A 14,457-nucleotide genomic window follows, 5' to 3' on the forward strand; every position below is an offset into this window, starting at 1 on the left:
TTGAGAGCGGCTCAGTCGGCGATATGACGCTCTGTGCGATAGCTTTCTTGGACCTCGGTTAAGGCGGGGTCGTCGCGCAGGCCAAAATTCAGGCGGCGCGACACGGTATAATCCACCACGCCGACGACCAGCCACGCCAAGGCCCAGCGCATTCGGGTGAAGATATTCGCCCGTTTGACATGCTCGGCCAAGGTGATGGGGGCGGAAGCTTGGTCAACCTCGCGGATCAGGCGGCGCATATCGGCGGCAAAACCCGCGTCGGCCACCCGCAGCATCATTTCGACGTTCAAAAATAGGCTGCGCACGTCGAAATTGGCTGTGCCAATATAGGTGATGTCGTCGATGACGATCAATTTCATATGAAAGCGACACGCGCCAAATTCGGATATTCTCGCTCCGCGTTTCAGCAAATGGCTATAGGCCAAGCGCGATGCGCCAATGGTCGCGCCATTGTCGCTTTTGCCGGACATAATGAAGCGCGCTTTGCCAAATTTTGCGATGCGGCCCAAGCGGCGTAACATGCCATGCCCGGGCGAAAAATAGGCCATCGCCATGTCGATGCGGCGCGCACGGCCCATGTCGCGTTTCAACGTGCGCGCCCATGGGGACAGGCGCTGGGTTGGTCCGCCAACCAGCCAAGCGACAGGGGCGCGGCTGATCGGCCATTGTTTGATCATTTTTCGTAATATCAAAATCTTGCCGTCATGGTCGCGGCTGTAAATGAACAATAAGCGGCACCATCGGCGAATACGAATGATCGACGGTCCGCGGACAATCAGGCCAAGATCCAGCCAATCATTGCTATGACCGTCCTGTAAATAGCTGTCGGCGATGTTGAAGCCGCCAGAGACGCAAATTTTTCCATCGATCAGGATCAGTTTTTGGTGATTGCGGATCAGATAGGATGACGACCAGCGCCGAGAGAAAAAGCAAATCTCGCCGCCTGCATCCCGTAGCGGGGCATAAAAAGCATCGTTTAAATTAGACGATCCGAACCGGTCGATTACGGCGCGTACCCGCACGCCGCGTTGCGCGGCCGCGACCATGGCGGCACCAATTTGGCGACCAGCGACATCGTCGGCATAGATATACATGATTAAATATAGGCTTTGCTCGGCTTGGTTGATCAGGGTCAGCAAGCGCGACAGACGTTCGCTGCCACGGGTGATGACCTCGATTTGATGACCAGCGATATCCGTCGCCAAAATGGGCGCAGGGCGAAAAGAGGAGGCCGAAGCAGCAAAGGAAGCGGACATGGGTTTGATCATAGGCGAGCGGGGGATGGTCGCAACAAATTTGCTTCCCAAATATGACCAGAATAGATTATGCTATATGTTCGATCGGATGTCGCTTTTCTTGACATTTGGGCGACGGGATGGTAGCGCGCAGCGCTTGCCGCCGTGCCCTTTTTTCGGGGATGGCATATCCCGCGCATAAGGAATTCATATGGCCCGCGTTACTGTCGAGGATTGCGTCGACAAAGTTTCCAACCGTTTCGACTTGGTCCTGCTGTCTGCGCACCGCGCTCGTGAAATTTCGGGTGGTTCGGAACTGACCGTAGATCGCGACCGCGATAAAAACCCTGTCGTGGCTTTGCGTGAAATTGCGGAACAGACAGTGTCGCCGGACGACTTGCAAGACAGCATGGTCGGTTCGATGCAAAAAGTTGTTCTGGACGATGATGATACGCCAGATGAAATCAGCTCGATTGCGCGTTCGGCTGAAGCCTTGCGCTTGACGGCAGCGGCCCCGCCGCGCAGCCCCGCAGGCAGCGGCGCGGATTTCGAATAAGCTGCATTGAATATTCAACAAAAAGGGCCGTGGTGAAAATCACGGCCCTTTTTATTGTGCCCGCAAAAGGCGCGCTGGTGCTGATTAAAAGCTGGCGGTTAAAAATCCGCTGGCGTTAAAGGCGCGATGCGTATGGCGCGGCTGTTGAGCATGGGGTCCAAGATGCGCTGAATGCGCGGCGCACGTTCGGAACCAGCGGTCATATTATATAGGCTGTTGGCGATCACATCGGCGATTTGTACGCCGTCGCTGCGCTTGCTGTCCGCCAAGCTGGCACGGCCCCATTGGCCGAGGCCCGCTTGAATTTCGGCCTGAACATTGGCGAGGATGATCGGATCATATCGCCCTTCGTCGATCACCACATCGGTGCAAACACCGCCAGTTTCCGGAAGCCAGCGGCCAATCGCGACATTGAGCAGAGCCGTATAAAGGTCCAGATCGCTGCGGGGCTTTTTGACGGTGTCTTGGCCACGGTCCGATGATTGGCTGATGTGATGAAGCATGGTTTTGTCTGCCGTGGCGACCCATGCACGGCCACCGGCACGGTCGAATAATTCCAGCAGATAGGCGCGCTCTACCAAACCGATGCGGCTGCCTTTTAATTCGCCGCGAAGGCCGGTCACGCCGCGAAATCTTTCGTGGATAGCGGCTGCGCTTTCGGGGGGCAGCATGACAGCGGCAAAGGTCATGGCACCAGCGTTTAAGCCGCCGGATTCGTCACAATAAATGGTCATGCCGCCAAGCTGCCCTAGGCAGGCGGACAAGGGAAATGTTTTTCCATCAATTGTTCAAAGGCTGTCGATAGGCGGATGTGTGGGCGCATTTGGACGGGATAGCTGCGCAGATGGTCCAGCCACTGATCCGGTTCCATATCTCCGCTGGCGGGCGGACAGCTTTTGCGCGGTTCGCCGCTGCGCCGCATCGCATCATTGCGGCTTTTGTACAGGCGGGCGACGTGGATTACCTCGGCCTTGAGGTGGCTGGCTTCGGGGCTGGCCAGCGCTAAGGGGCCAAGGCGCATGAGCGGTTCAGCGCGGGCGAGGAAATGGGCGACACTACCGCTGGGCGCAGCGGATGCATGGGCGGGCAGCATGGCACCAGCGATGATCGTCAGCAATGCGACGGGCGTGGACCGGACAAGGCGCGAAAAAAGGGGCGCGAACCATTTGGCCGCGCCCCTTGATAGCTGAGTTGGATTTACCAAGCCTTAGGCACCTTGCGGGGTAGTGCCACCAAAAGGACGCGGTTTGCGCTTGATTTGGGGCAGGGAGCCTGCATGGCCTTGGAGCGGCTGGACAGGCTTGCCGCCGTCTCCGTCACGGTCGATGGTTTCGCCCGCAATGACGCGGCGGCTTTCTTCGCCCGACAGGGTTTCATACTCCAGCAGAGCGCCAGCCAGCAGATGAAGCTGGTCCAGATGGTCGGTCAGCACTTGGCGAGCGCGGTTTTCGCCTTCCTCGACGATACGGCGAACCTCATCATCGATCAGACGCGCTGTTTCTTCGGACATATTTTGGGCGCGTGATACGCTGTGGCCCAAAAATACTTCGTCTTGATTGTCGCGGTAGCGCAGCCAGCCGAGCTTTTCCGACATGCCATATTCCATAACCATCGAACGGGCCATATCCGTGGCTTGCTGAATGTCGTTCGACGCGCCGGTGTTCAGTTCGTCTTCCCCATAGATCAGCTGTTCGGCGATACGGCCACCGAAGCAGAGGGCCAGACGGGCCTTCATTTGCTTCATGCTCATGGAGTAACGATCGCGTTCGGGCAGGTTCCATGTGACGCCCAAAGCGCGGCCACGCGGAATGATCGTGACCTTGTGCAGCGGGTCATTATGTTCGACATGAATGGACACGAGAGCATGGCCAGCTTCGTGATAAGCGGTGGCCTTTTTCTCATCCTCGGTCATCGCCATAGAGCGGCGTTCCGCGCCCATCATGACCTTGTCCTTGGCTTCTTCAAATTCATTGGAAGCGATCAGGCGCTTGCCCTTGCGGGCGGCCAGCAAGGCAGCTTCGTTGGCGAGGTTCGCCAAATCCGCGCCCGAAAAGCCGGGGGTTCCGCGTGCAACGCGGCGCAGGTCGACGTCGGGCGCCAGCGGCTTTTTCTTGGTGTGAACTTCCAAGATTTTCAGGCGGCCTTCAATGTCGGGGCGGGGCACGACGACCTGACGGTCGAAACGGCCCGGACGCAGCAAAGCAGGGTCTAGCACGTCGGGGCGGTTGGTTGCCGCGACAATGATAATGCCTTCATTGGCTTCGAACCCGTCCATTTCCACCAGCAATTGGTTGAGCGTCTGTTCGCGTTCGTCATTGCCATTGCCAAGGCCGGCACCGCGATGGCGGCCCACCGCGTCGATTTCGTCGATGAAGACGATGCACGGCGCGTTGCGCTTGGCTTGTTCAAACATGTCGCGCACGCGGCTGGCGCCAACGCCAACGAACATTTCGACAAAGTCGGACCCGGAAATGGTGAAGAATGGCACGCCAGCTTCGCCCGCAATGGCGCGGGCCAACAAGGTTTTACCGGTGCCGGGCGAACCGACCAGCAAAGCGCCCTTGGGAATTTGACCGCCAAGGCGCGAAAATTTCGTTGGATCCTTGAGGAATTCGACGATTTCCTCAAGTTCTTCGCGGGCTTCGTCGATGCCAGCGACATCATCAAAGGTAATGCGGCCTTCTTTTTGGGTCAGCATTTTGGCGCGTGATTTGCCAAAGCCCATCGCGCCGCCGCCGCCGCTGTTCTTTTGAACTTGACGGAAAACGAAGAAACCAACGGCCATGATCAGCAGGAAAGGCAGCGATTGTACCAACAGATACATCCAGAAATTGGGCTGTTCTTCCGGCTTGCCGTCATATTTCACGCCATGTTCATTGAGCAGGCTGAGCAATTGCGGGTCGTTGACCACATTGGCGGTAAAGCGATCGCCGTTGGACAAGGTGCCAGTGACGCGATTTTCCGACAGCATGGCTTCCTTGACCGAACCTTCTTCGACCTTGGCGCGGAATTCGGAATAGGCCAGCGTGGTGCCCGCGCTTTGCGGGTTTCCGCCGAAAAGCGACGCGACGAGGAACATGGCCAGCAAAATGCCGCTCCATACCATCACGCTTTTCATCCAGGGGTTGGCCTGAGGTTCCTTGTCATCCTGCATGCAGAATCTTTCCAAAATATCGTCACGGGCGATGAAAAAATCACGCCTAAATTAGTCTTGCTTACAAGATAGGGGGGCGTGGTTAAATAACAATGCGCCCATTAGGCGTTTTTATGAGCATTTCGACGTGGGGCGGCGGAAATAAGCCAGATTGCGTCTGAACGGGGTTGGCGGTCGATCAATAAGTCGCCCACCATCGCGCGGCGACCCGCTCTCATGGCCGAAATCAGCGAATCAAGCGTCGCCGCACGTACCGTTAAGTCGGGGCGGTGGTGCCGCAGGCGGCGCAAGATGATGCGGCGAAACAGTTCGTCCGGATAATTTTGATCGCGAATAATATTGGGGCCATCGCTGGTCGGCCAGGCGGCCAATGCTTGTTCGACCGCCCATTCCACCGCGTCCTCGGCATCCGCCAAATAGCCAGCGGAGCGTGCGGCGGCTTCGGCATCGATGAGATGCTGCCCTGCCAAGGCATGGCGCAGGCGGGCACGGTCAAAGCGTTGGTCGCTGTTCGACGGATCTTCGATGAATGGAATATCTTCCTCGAGTACGACGGCGAGCAATTCCGCGCGCCGCCATTGCAGCAAGGGCCTTACAACACGGCCATTTTTGCGCCGGACACCCGCGAGGCCCGCAACCCCGCTGGACCGATTGAGGCGCATAAACAGCGTTTCTAGCTGATCATCTGCATGATGGGCCGTCAAAATATAGTCCAGCCCATGATCACGCCGCCATTGGTCGAGCAAGCGATAGCGCTCGGCGCGGGCGGCGGCCTGAAGCGAGCCGGTGATGGGCATAGCTGGGCAGAGGATTTGGTGATTAATATGTTCGTGCGCGCAATAGCCCGCGACCATGCGCGCTTCCTCTGCCGATGCGCTGCGAAAACCATGGTCGACGGTCGCCGCCGCCATATTTTCAGGCAGCAAATTGGCCATCAGCCATGTCAGTGCCATGGAATCCGGCCCGCCCGACACGGCCACGCCATAGCGTTTGTTTTGCCAGCCAGAACCAACCGCCAGTTTCAAACCGGCGGCCAGTCGTTCTAGGCGGTGGCTGTCAACAGCCTGCTTTTGATTTGGCGGCGTTTGCATCATTGCGAACATCCTGTGGCATTCTGCTGCCATATACATCCTGCAATTCCGCAAAGGCTTTGCAAGCATCGGCCTTGCGGCCCAAATTGGTCAGGGACACGCCCATATACATCAGGCTGTGCGGCGCGCGCGCGCCATCGGGCCGGTCCTTGTAATTATTATAGAAAGCGACCGCAGCAAGGCTGGGTTTGCCTTCGTCCAAATAGGCGCGGCCCAGCAAATTTTGGGCAAAGCTGGCGAGGCGGTGGTTGGGCCATTTGGTTACCACTTCCTTGAGCTGGCTTTGCGCTTCGGGATATAATTTGGCCTCCCACAAACGGTAGCCATAATTATATCCATCCTCGACATCATTGCCTGTGGCTGGGACGTCAATTTGACGAACGCGGGCCAAGCGAGCGGCATCCGCGCCGCCGCTGGTCGTGGCTGTGCTTGGCTTGGTGGGCGATGTGGCGGGCGTGGTTTGCGTGCGGGTTACCGGCGGCGGGACTAGGCCGCTGACTTCGCTTGATACGCTGGGTGCGGCGGCGGCGCGCGCCTCTGCTTGGGCCTTATACGCGTTAAAGGCTGCCTCTAATTCGCGTATTTTAAAAGCATTTTGCTCACTTTGGCCGGTCAGGGCCTGAAGCTGTGCTTCAAGGGCGTCAACGCGGCTGGTCAACTGAATGACCGGTGTGTCTGCACCCGTGGTGGCACGGGGCGGAACGGCGTTGTTGCTGGGGCTGATCTCGCCTTCAAAAAAAGTGGGGCTGCCACCAGGGAAAACGGTGCGCTGAACCGCGCGCATTTCTCTTTCCAATTTTTCGACGCGCTTTTCGACCGTGTTGGATTGGGCAAGGACGGTCGGTGCCGAAACGACCGACAGAGCCACCATAGCGGTGCCAAGGAAAAGAACAGCTTGCTTCATCATGTGCCGTGAGGCCCCCAATATGGTAAAGTGATATGGACAGATCATAGGACCGCAGGGCGCAAGAGTGCAAATCCAATTCGGCCTGTCCGGCAAACGGACCAGCGGTTTTTAATGGGGTGAGGCGCGCAGGGCGCCAGCATCCTTGCCGCTGGTCATTTTGGGTGGAGCGGGCCGCCGGTAAAGGTCGCGGCCCACCGGAAATTTAGCGCGCGGGCGTTGGCGCGATTGGTGCAGCTGCGACGGGTGCCGTCACTGCCGGTGTTGTTGCAGGCACAGGAACAGGCGCGGTTGATGTGCCATTGCTGTCGGCGCGGGCAATCAGATCTGCAACCTTGAGGGAGACATTTTTTACCAACAGATCGGCGGATCCCAAGGAGCCGACATCCCGTCCGCCGACAGTGATTTGCAGGGCCTGAGGGCGGCTGGTGCGCAGCGTATAATTGGCGACATAATCGGCGGGCAATTGGAAATGCTCACCCGCTTTCAAGGTGCGGGAATCGCGGGCTTTGCCTTGGGCATCGTCAAAGCCGATCCAAACCTCGGCCGCGTTGCCGACGGCCGTGAGGATGACGGGGGCGTCGGCGGCTATGGCCTGACCAGCGGGCGTTTGGCCAGCCGGTGCGGCGGTTCCGGGCGCCGCAACCGTTGGCGATGCATTTTCGTCTGCGGCCCGCATTTGGGCGGCGCGCAACGCTTCGTCCGGTTCCACCGACACAAAACGCCATACACCATAGGCCGACGCCAATAAGGCCGTGATGATGACAAAGGTGATGGCCAGACGTTTGGTCGGTAAACGCGCTGGGTCGGTCGGTTCATAGGCTTCGTAGATGGGACGGGCGGTGTAATGCTCATCCTCTAACTCGCGGCGGACAGCGGCAGCAATTTCTGTCTCCGGTAAATTAATGGCGCGGGCGTAAGCGCGCGCAAAACCCGTAACATAGGTGCGGCCAGGCAGTTCGGAAAATTGCGATTCTTCGACCGCACGCAAATGTCGCTGGGTGATGCGGGTTCGTTGGGCCACATCGGCCAGCGTTAAACCCAAGGCTTCGCGCGCTTCGCGCAGCCGGTCGCCCGTTAATTTGATCGCTTCTTGGCCTTCTAAAGCGATCTGTTCATCTGCCATTTTTGTCTCCGACGCTGCCCAATTTCTCGTTGGGGTCCATAGCTGTTCATCGCATTGCGGCGTTGGAAAAGTCAAATGATCATCACGCAAAAAAGGCGCAATTTGAACAATATTGTGAAGAATATTCTGCGGCCCATATGCCGAAGAGCGGCGGGTGGCGGCATCAAGACAGGATGATGTCCCAATGATGATCGTCACACAATCGCGAGCATTGGTCAGAAATGGCAATGCGGGGCGGTGATGATGTCACCGCCCCGCATATGGAATTTATCGCAAAATACCGAATTTACAGGACATATTTGCTAAGGTCGGTGTCCTGAACAACGTCGGCCAATTGGCTGCGGACATAGGCGGCATCGACATCGACGGTGACACCGTGCATGTCTTCGGCATTGAAGCTGACTTCTTCGACCAAGCGTTCCATGATGGTTTGCAGGCGGCGCGCGCCAATATTTTCGACCCGTTCGTTCACATCAGCCGCCATTTTCGCGATTTCGGCAATGGCGTCAGGCATGAAGTTCAAGCGCACACCTTCGGTGGCGATCAGCGCCATATATTGTTCGGGCAAACCAGCCTTGGTGTCGGTCAGGATGCTGACGAAATCGGTCTCGGTCAGCGCGTTCAATTCGACCCTTATGGGCAGGCGGCCCTGCAATTCTGGCAACAGGTCGCTGGGTTTGGCGACATGGAAAGCACCAGAGGCGATGAACAGCACATGGTCGGTTTTCATCGGGCCATATTTGGTGGCAACCGTTGTGCCCTCGATCAAGGGCAGCAGATCGCGCTGCACGCCTTCGCGGCTGACCGATGCGCCGCGCGTGTCGCTGACGGCGATTTTGTCGATTTCGTCCAGAAAGACAATGCCATTGGCTTCGGCATCGGCGATGGCGACGCGGGCGACGTCATCTTGGTCCAAACGCTTGTCCTGCTCTTCCTCGATCAGGCGCTTCCATGCATCCGTCACCTTGAGCTTGCGTTTCTTCTTGGGCGCACCGCCCATGGCTTTGCCCAGCATGTCGCCCAAGTTAATCATGCCAATGCCGCCAGGTTGACCCGGTATGTCCATCGGCATGGATGGGGCATCCACCACTTCGATTTCAATTTCGCTGTCGTTCAAATGGCCGTCTTGGAAACGTTGGCGGAAGCTGGCGCGGGTGGCTTCGCTTGCGCCCTTGCCCGTAAGCGCGTCGAGCAGGCGTTCCAGCGCTGCTTCTTCGGCCGCGCCGCGCACCGCTTCGCGGCGGCGTTCTTTTTCCAGACGCACGGATTCTTCGACCAAATCACGAGCGATTTGTTCCACATCGCGGCCAACATAGCCGACTTCGGTGAATTTGGTGGCTTCGATCTTGATGAAGGGGGCGTCAGCCAATTTGGCCAAGCGGCGCGAAATTTCGGTTTTGCCGCAGCCCGTGGGGCCGATCATCAGAATATTTTTGGGCGTCACTTCATCGCGCAAATCGGCGTCCAATTGTTGACGACGCCAGCGGTTGCGCAGGGCCACTGCCACGGCGCGCTTGGCGGCTTTTTGGCCAATAATATGGCTGTCCAGCGCCGCAACGATGGCCTTGGGGGTCAGGTCCTTGTTCATGATTATGCCTTAATCTCGATAATTTCCTGCGTGAACTGGTCGTTGGTATAGACACAGATATCCGCGGCAACTTGCATGGCTTTGCGGCCCAAAATTTCGGGGTCTTTTTCATAATCTACCAAGGCGCGGGCTGCCGACAATGCGAAATTGCCGCCCGAACCAATGGCTGCGATGCCGCCCGTGGGTTCGAGCACATCGCCATTGCCCGTGATGACCAGCGTGATCTCCTTGTCCGCAACGATCATCATCGCTTCCAGATTGCGTAAATATTTGTCGGTGCGCCAATCTTTGGCCAATTCAACCGCCGCGCGCAGCAATTGACCATTGTGGCGTTCCAGCTTGGCCTCCAGCCGTTCAAATAAAGTGAAAGCGTCGGCGGTGGCCCCCGCGAACCCGCCGATCACGCTGCCATCATGCAGACGGCGCACTTTGCGGGCGTTGGGTTTCATAACAGTTTGGCCCATCGACACCTGACCATCACCGATAATGATGACTTTATTGTCGCTGCGGGCAGAGAGGATAGTGGTTCCGTGCCAAGGAGAGGCACTCTGTGCATGAGGATCGGTCATAACGCGCGATATGGGAAATAAGATGGGTCGCTGCAAGAGATGGCGGGGATGGGAATAGGCCTTTTTATCATGCTTCATTCTTGGCCACCCGCAGAACCGGCACGCAATGGGGACGGACTGGCCGTATCGACATCGATTATTCGGGCTTGCTGCCATGGGGCGGATCGGGCAAAGCATTGGAAAATATGCCGTTGACGCGGGCAGCCGATTGGTCGGCGGGCACGATATAATGCGGGCTATTCCGACCGATAGGGCATCGGGCGGCACGCCGAATATTTGGGAAAACCGACGGACAGGGAGGCTGGCGTCCATGACAGGCCATGCGGCTGAAAAGCAGCGTGTATTCATTACCGGTACAGCGGGCTTTATTGGTTTTCACCTAGCGCGATTATTGTTGGCCGAGGGTTATGTGGTTGCCGGATATGACGGCATGACCGAATATTATGACGTGGCGCTGAAACGTCGCCGTCATCAGATCTTGTTCCAACATCCGCATTTCAGCGCAACAGAGGCGATGTTGGAAGATGGTGAAGCCCTGCATAGTGCCATGTCAGAATTTGCGCCGGATATCGTCATTCATCTGGCGGCGCAGGCGGGTGTACGGCATAGCGTGGAGCAACCGCAGGCCTTTGTGGATGCCAATATTATTGGGACATTCCATATGTTGGAAGCGGTAAAGGTCGTGCGTCCCCAGCATGTGTTAATGGCATCAACATCGTCTGTTTACGGCGCGAATGATGATATGCCCTTTACCGAAAGTCAGGCGGTGGCCAACCCGCTGAGCATATATTCCGCCACAAAGGTGGCGGGTGAAGCCATGGCCCATAGCTATGCCCATCTATATCATATTCCCATGACGATGTTTCGGTTTTTCACCGTTTATGGGCCGTGGGGGCGGCCCGATTTGGCGTTGTTTAAATTTGTGGCGGCGATGCTGGATGGCAAGGCTATTGATGTTTACAACAATGGGCAAATGGCGCGGGATTTTACCTATATTGCGGATTTGGTGCGCGCCGTTCATCTGCTGATGGATGTTGTTCCGGCCCAACTGGCGTCCCGTGATCGCGGCGATTATGTCCGTTACGAAGGGGATAGCCTGTCGCCTGTCGCGCCTTGGCGGGTGGTGAATATTGGGAATGGCGACAAAATCGCGTTGATGGATTTTATTCAGGCCATTGAACAGGCGTTGGGGATAAGCGCCGATTGCCATTATATGGATATGCAATTGGGCGACATTCCAGAAACATGGGCGGACTGCGGCTTGTTGGACCAGTTGATCGGTTATCGGCCCCAGACCAAAATTGTTGACGGGGTCAAAATATTTGTGGAATGGTATCGTGACTATTACGAAAAATAGGACGTCAGGACGGCCATGAACCACGGCATCTGCGAATATTGGGTTGCCGTATAACAAGGTAACAGGCTGTCAAAGGATTGGGGGATCCGATGACACAACAGGGGGAGGGGGCAACCGACCGCGTACAGCCGGTGGTGTTGCTGATATTCGGAACGCGGCCAGAGGCGATTAAAATGGCGCCCTTGGTGCTGTGGCTGCAAAAATACACAGACATGGACATTAAAGTGTGCGTGACGGCGCAGCACCGACAGATGTTGGATCAGGTTTTGGACCTGTTTGACATAACACCCGATTATGATCTGAATATCATGCAATCGGGGCAGGATTTAACCGACATTAGCTGTGCCATTTTGCAAGGCTTGCGCCCTGCTTTGCGGGATTGTGCGCCCGATTTGGTGCTGGTGCATGGCGATACCAGCACCACGCTGGGCGCATCTTTGGCGGCTTATTATCAGCAAATCCCTGTGGGCCACGTCGAGGCGGGTCTGCGGACAGGAAATATCTTGTCGCCATGGCCCGAGGAAGGCAACCGGCGGCTGACTGGCGGCGTTGCCGCCTTGCACTTTGCGCCGACGCTGCGCAGCAAGGCCAATTTACTGGCTGAAAATATTGCAGAAGATCAGATTTTTGTAACCGGCAATACCGTCATTGACGCGTTGATGAGCGTGGCATCGCGCATGACCAGCGGCAGCGCGATGGAGGCAGAGATGGCGGCTGCATTTGGGCTGAACCCTGACAAGCGGATGATTTTGGTCACAGGCCATCGGCGGGAGAGCTTCGGCGATGGTTTCGCCCAAATTTGCCAAGCTTTGCGGCACTTGGCGGCCCGCGAGGATGTGGAAATTGTCTATCCCGTTCATCTGAACCCGCAAGTGAAAGGGCCTGTTGAGGCAGCGCTGGGGGATTTGCCCAATGTGCATTTATTGCCGCCCCAAGACTATCTGCCGTTCATCTATTTGATGCAGCGCAGCCATTTCATCTTAACCGACAGCGGCGGGGTGCAAGAAGAAGCACCGTCGCTGGGCAAGCCCGTGTTGGTGATGCGCGATGTGACCGAGCGGCCCGAAGCCGTGGCGGCCGGCACCGTCCAATTGGTGGGGACCAATGCAGAGGCGATTGTGGCGGCGGCGCGACAATTGTTGGACGATGACGCGGCTTATCGGGCGATGCAATTTGCGCATAACCCCTATGGTGATGGACAGGCCAGTCAGCATATCGGTGAAGCCATCGCCGCGTGGTGGCGGGGCCAGCGGCCCGCACGGGCGCAGGATTTGTCCGAAAAGGTCGATGCTTAGGCGCAAGGGGGTGCCACACCACTGGACTTTTTAACCTTTGCCCTTTCATAGATAGGGCAAGGAGACAGTCCATGCGATTCCCATTCGACAACAGTTTTTTCAAAGAGATGCAGGGCTTTTATGCGCCCGCTGTTGCCGAAATTGCACCAAACCCGCAAATCTTGGCGTTTAACGACGCTTTAGCCCAGCAATTGGGTTTGGAAGGACCGCATGATGATGCCAGCGCAGCGCAATGGGCGCGTTGGCTGTCGGGCGCGGAGGCTGTGGAGGGGAGCGACCCTCTGGCCTTTGCTTATGCGGGGCATCAATTTGGGCATTTCTCCCCGCAATTGGGGGATGGACGCGCCATTTTGCTGGGGGAGGTTTTGGCCCCCAATGGGTCGCGCTGGGATGTTCAATTAAAAGGGGCAGGGCGCACCGAATTTTCGCGCAGCGGCGATGGCAAGGCCGCCATTGGGCCAGTGCTGCGGGAATATCTGGTGTCCGAAGCCATGGCCGCGATGGGGATAGCGACGACGCGAGCTTTGGCCGTAGTGGCCACGGGCGGACGGGTGCAGCGGGAAAAGGCGCATCCTGGCGCTGTGTTGACGCGGGTTGCCGCCAGTCATATTCGGATTGGGACATTTCAATATTTTGCGGCCCATCATGGCGAGCCTTATGTCAGCCAATTGGCGCATTATAGCATAAAACGCCATTATCCGGACCTTGCGACAACCGCCAATCCGCCGCTGGCGTTGCTGGAACGGGTGATCGAGCGGCAGGCACAATTGGTCGCCGATTGGATGGCGGTGGGTTTTGTGCATGGCGTCATGAACACCGACAATGTCGCCATCAGCGGGGAAACCATCGATTATGGACCGTGCGCCTTTGTCGATCATTTTAAGGCGGGCGCGGTGTTCAGTTCCATCGACCGACATGGCCGCTATGCTTATGGTCGCCAGCCGCAGATTTTGCATTGGAATATGGCGCGTTTGGCCGAAGCTTTGTTGCCTGCCATCCACAGCGTGAATCCCGATGATGTTGAAACGACCAAGGCCTTGGTCGATACGGTGCCCAGCCGCTTCCGTGCCAAATGGGAAGCCAATTTGCGGGCCAAATTGGGCCTGAGTGAAGCGCAGGACCACGACCGCGAATTGTTCGATGGATTATTTGAGGTGATGGAAGCGCAGGGCGCAGATTTCACCGGACTGTTTCGCGCTTTGGCCCAGCTACTGCGCGGGGATGTGGATGCGCTGGTGCCCTTTGGTGGGGATGCTTGGGACATTTGGCGCTATCAATGGAGCGCGCGTCTGCAAAGCGAGTGCGGCGCGGTCGATTTGGCGGTGCGGGCCGATGCGATGGATAGGGTGAACCCGCTATATATTCCGCGCAATCATTTGGTTGAGGGTGCTTTGGAACAGGCCGAAGCAGGGGATTTGCACCAATGGCAAAAATTGCTGGCCATCGTGCAAAATCCGTATCGCCTACAGGCGGATGCCGAAGGCTATGACCAGCCTGCACCAGCGGAAAATCCGCCCTATCGCACCTTTTGCGGTACATGAGAGGGGGAACCAAGTCACGCGGTTGGTTGTTCCGTGTGAAA

At 57.2% G+C, this 14,457-nt stretch carries 14 protein-coding genes; 5 read left to right on the forward strand and 9 right to left on the reverse strand.

The features are described 5' to 3' along the window. Nucleotides 1-11: 11 nt before the first annotated feature. Nucleotides 12-1,256, reverse strand: coding sequence for a phospholipase D-like domain-containing protein (locus LKO31_RS13410; protein ID WP_227691053.1), 1,245 nt, complete (start codon nt 1,254-1,256; stop codon nt 12-14). Nucleotides 1,257-1,446: 190 nt separating this feature from the next. On the opposite strand from LKO31_RS13410, the gene rpoZ reads away from it, so the two are divergent. Continuing rightward, complete coding sequence (gene rpoZ, locus LKO31_RS13415) at nt 1,447-1,791, forward strand: DNA-directed RNA polymerase subunit omega (protein ID WP_227691054.1); 345 nt, start codon at nt 1,447-1,449, stop codon at nt 1,789-1,791. 98 nt (nt 1,792-1,889) lie between these two features. On the opposite strand, the gene LKO31_RS13420 is transcribed toward rpoZ, so the two are convergent. The 8 genes from LKO31_RS13420 to hslV all read right to left on the reverse strand — a co-directional run bounded on the left by LKO31_RS13420 (nt 1,890) and on the right by hslV (nt 10,223). Further along, on the reverse strand, nt 1,890-2,525 hold the full coding sequence (locus tag LKO31_RS13420) for a DUF3800 domain-containing protein (RefSeq protein ID WP_227691055.1): 636 nt from the start codon (nt 2,523-2,525) through the stop codon (nt 1,890-1,892). A 14-nt stretch (nt 2,526-2,539) separates the two neighbouring features. Continuing rightward, nucleotides 2,540-2,995 (reverse strand): hypothetical protein, encoded by a 456-nt coding sequence (locus tag LKO31_RS13425; RefSeq protein ID WP_227691056.1) that lies wholly within the window; start codon nt 2,993-2,995, stop codon nt 2,540-2,542. A 3-nt stretch (nt 2,996-2,998) separates the two neighbouring features. Next, a complete protein-coding gene (gene ftsH, locus LKO31_RS13430; RefSeq protein ID WP_227691057.1) occupies nt 2,999-4,945 on the reverse strand; it encodes an ATP-dependent zinc metalloprotease FtsH in 1,947 nt (648 codons plus the stop codon). A 101-nt stretch (nt 4,946-5,046) separates the two neighbouring features. Further along, a complete protein-coding gene (gene tilS / locus LKO31_RS13435) occupies nt 5,047-6,039 on the reverse strand; it encodes a tRNA lysidine(34) synthetase TilS (protein WP_227691058.1) in 993 nt (330 codons plus the stop codon). Continuing rightward, nucleotides 6,002-6,943, reverse strand: coding sequence for a tetratricopeptide repeat protein (locus LKO31_RS13440; protein ID WP_320443503.1), 942 nt, complete (start codon nt 6,941-6,943; stop codon nt 6,002-6,004). Before LKO31_RS13440 ends, tilS begins: the two co-directional genes overlap by 38 nt. 202 nt (nt 6,944-7,145) lie before the next feature. Beyond that, nucleotides 7,146-8,066, reverse strand: a complete 921-nt coding sequence (locus tag LKO31_RS13445) for a helix-turn-helix domain-containing protein (protein WP_227691059.1) — start codon at nt 8,064-8,066, stop codon at nt 7,146-7,148. 286 nt (nt 8,067-8,352) lie between these two features. Next, the gene (hslU, locus tag LKO31_RS13450; RefSeq protein ID WP_227691060.1) at nt 8,353-9,654 is read right to left on the reverse strand and encodes an ATP-dependent protease ATPase subunit HslU; all 1,302 of its coding nucleotides are present in this window, start codon (nt 9,652-9,654) and stop codon (nt 8,353-8,355) included. A gap of 2 nt (nt 9,655-9,656) precedes the next feature. After that, nucleotides 9,657-10,223, reverse strand: coding sequence for an ATP-dependent protease subunit HslV (hslV, locus tag LKO31_RS13455; protein ID WP_227691061.1), 567 nt, complete (start codon nt 10,221-10,223; stop codon nt 9,657-9,659). Nucleotides 10,224-10,303: 80 nt separating this feature from the next. Here hslV and LKO31_RS13460 point away from each other — a divergent pair, with 80 nt between their 5' ends. From LKO31_RS13460 to LKO31_RS13475, 4 genes are all read left to right on the forward strand, one after another. Beyond that, nucleotides 10,304-10,453: a hypothetical protein gene (locus tag LKO31_RS13460; RefSeq protein WP_227691062.1), complete on the forward strand. Its 150-nt coding sequence runs from the start codon at nt 10,304-10,306 to the stop codon at nt 10,451-10,453. An 80-nt stretch (nt 10,454-10,533) separates the two neighbouring features. Further along, nucleotides 10,534-11,580: an NAD-dependent epimerase/dehydratase family protein gene (locus tag LKO31_RS13465; RefSeq protein WP_227691063.1), complete on the forward strand. Its 1,047-nt coding sequence runs from the start codon at nt 10,534-10,536 to the stop codon at nt 11,578-11,580. Nucleotides 11,581-11,669: 89 nt separating this feature from the next. Continuing rightward, the gene (gene wecB / locus LKO31_RS13470; RefSeq protein WP_227691064.1) at nt 11,670-12,875 is read left to right on the forward strand and encodes a non-hydrolyzing UDP-N-acetylglucosamine 2-epimerase; all 1,206 of its coding nucleotides are present in this window, start codon (nt 11,670-11,672) and stop codon (nt 12,873-12,875) included. Between the two features lie 71 nt (nt 12,876-12,946). After that, nucleotides 12,947-14,416, forward strand: a complete 1,470-nt coding sequence (locus tag LKO31_RS13475; RefSeq protein WP_227691065.1) for a protein adenylyltransferase SelO — start codon at nt 12,947-12,949, stop codon at nt 14,414-14,416. The last annotated feature ends 41 nt before the right edge of the window (nt 14,417-14,457 follow it).

The sequence above is a fragment of the Sphingopyxis yananensis genome, assembly GCF_020687785.1.
Taxonomy (GTDB): Bacteria; Pseudomonadota; Alphaproteobacteria; order Sphingomonadales; family Sphingomonadaceae; genus Sphingopyxis; species Sphingopyxis yananensis.

What these genes read in the sequence shown, in the direction of transcription:
- LKO31_RS13410 (WP_227691053.1), bottom strand. Translation starts at nt 1,256, where the DNA reads ATGTCCGCTTCCTTTGCTGCTTCGGCCTCCTCTTTTCGCCCTGCGCCC.
- rpoZ (WP_227691054.1), top strand. Translation starts at nt 1,447, where the DNA reads ATGGCCCGCGTTACTGTCGAGGATTGCGTCGACAAAGTTTCCAACCGT.
- LKO31_RS13420 (WP_227691055.1), bottom strand. Translation starts at nt 2,525, where the DNA reads ATGACCATTTATTGTGACGAATCCGGCGGCTTAAACGCTGGTGCCATG.
- ftsH (WP_227691057.1), bottom strand. Translation starts at nt 4,945, where the DNA reads ATGCAGGATGACAAGGAACCTCAGGCCAACCCCTGGATGAAAAGCGTG.
- tilS (WP_227691058.1), bottom strand. Translation starts at nt 6,039, where the DNA reads ATGATGCAAACGCCGCCAAATCAAAAGCAGGCTGTTGACAGCCACCGC.
- LKO31_RS13440 (WP_320443503.1), bottom strand. Translation starts at nt 6,943, where the DNA reads ATGATGAAGCAAGCTGTTCTTTTCCTTGGCACCGCTATGGTGGCTCTG.
- LKO31_RS13445 (WP_227691059.1), bottom strand. Translation starts at nt 8,066, where the DNA reads ATGGCAGATGAACAGATCGCTTTAGAAGGCCAAGAAGCGATCAAATTA.
- hslU (WP_227691060.1), bottom strand. Translation starts at nt 9,654, where the DNA reads ATGAACAAGGACCTGACCCCCAAGGCCATCGTTGCGGCGCTGGACAGC.
- hslV (WP_227691061.1), bottom strand. Translation starts at nt 10,223, where the DNA reads ATGACCGATCCTCATGCACAGAGTGCCTCTCCTTGGCACGGAACCACT.
- LKO31_RS13465 (WP_227691063.1), top strand. Translation starts at nt 10,534, where the DNA reads ATGACAGGCCATGCGGCTGAAAAGCAGCGTGTATTCATTACCGGTACA.
- wecB (WP_227691064.1), top strand. Translation starts at nt 11,670, where the DNA reads ATGACACAACAGGGGGAGGGGGCAACCGACCGCGTACAGCCGGTGGTG.
- LKO31_RS13475 (WP_227691065.1), top strand. Translation starts at nt 12,947, where the DNA reads ATGCGATTCCCATTCGACAACAGTTTTTTCAAAGAGATGCAGGGCTTT.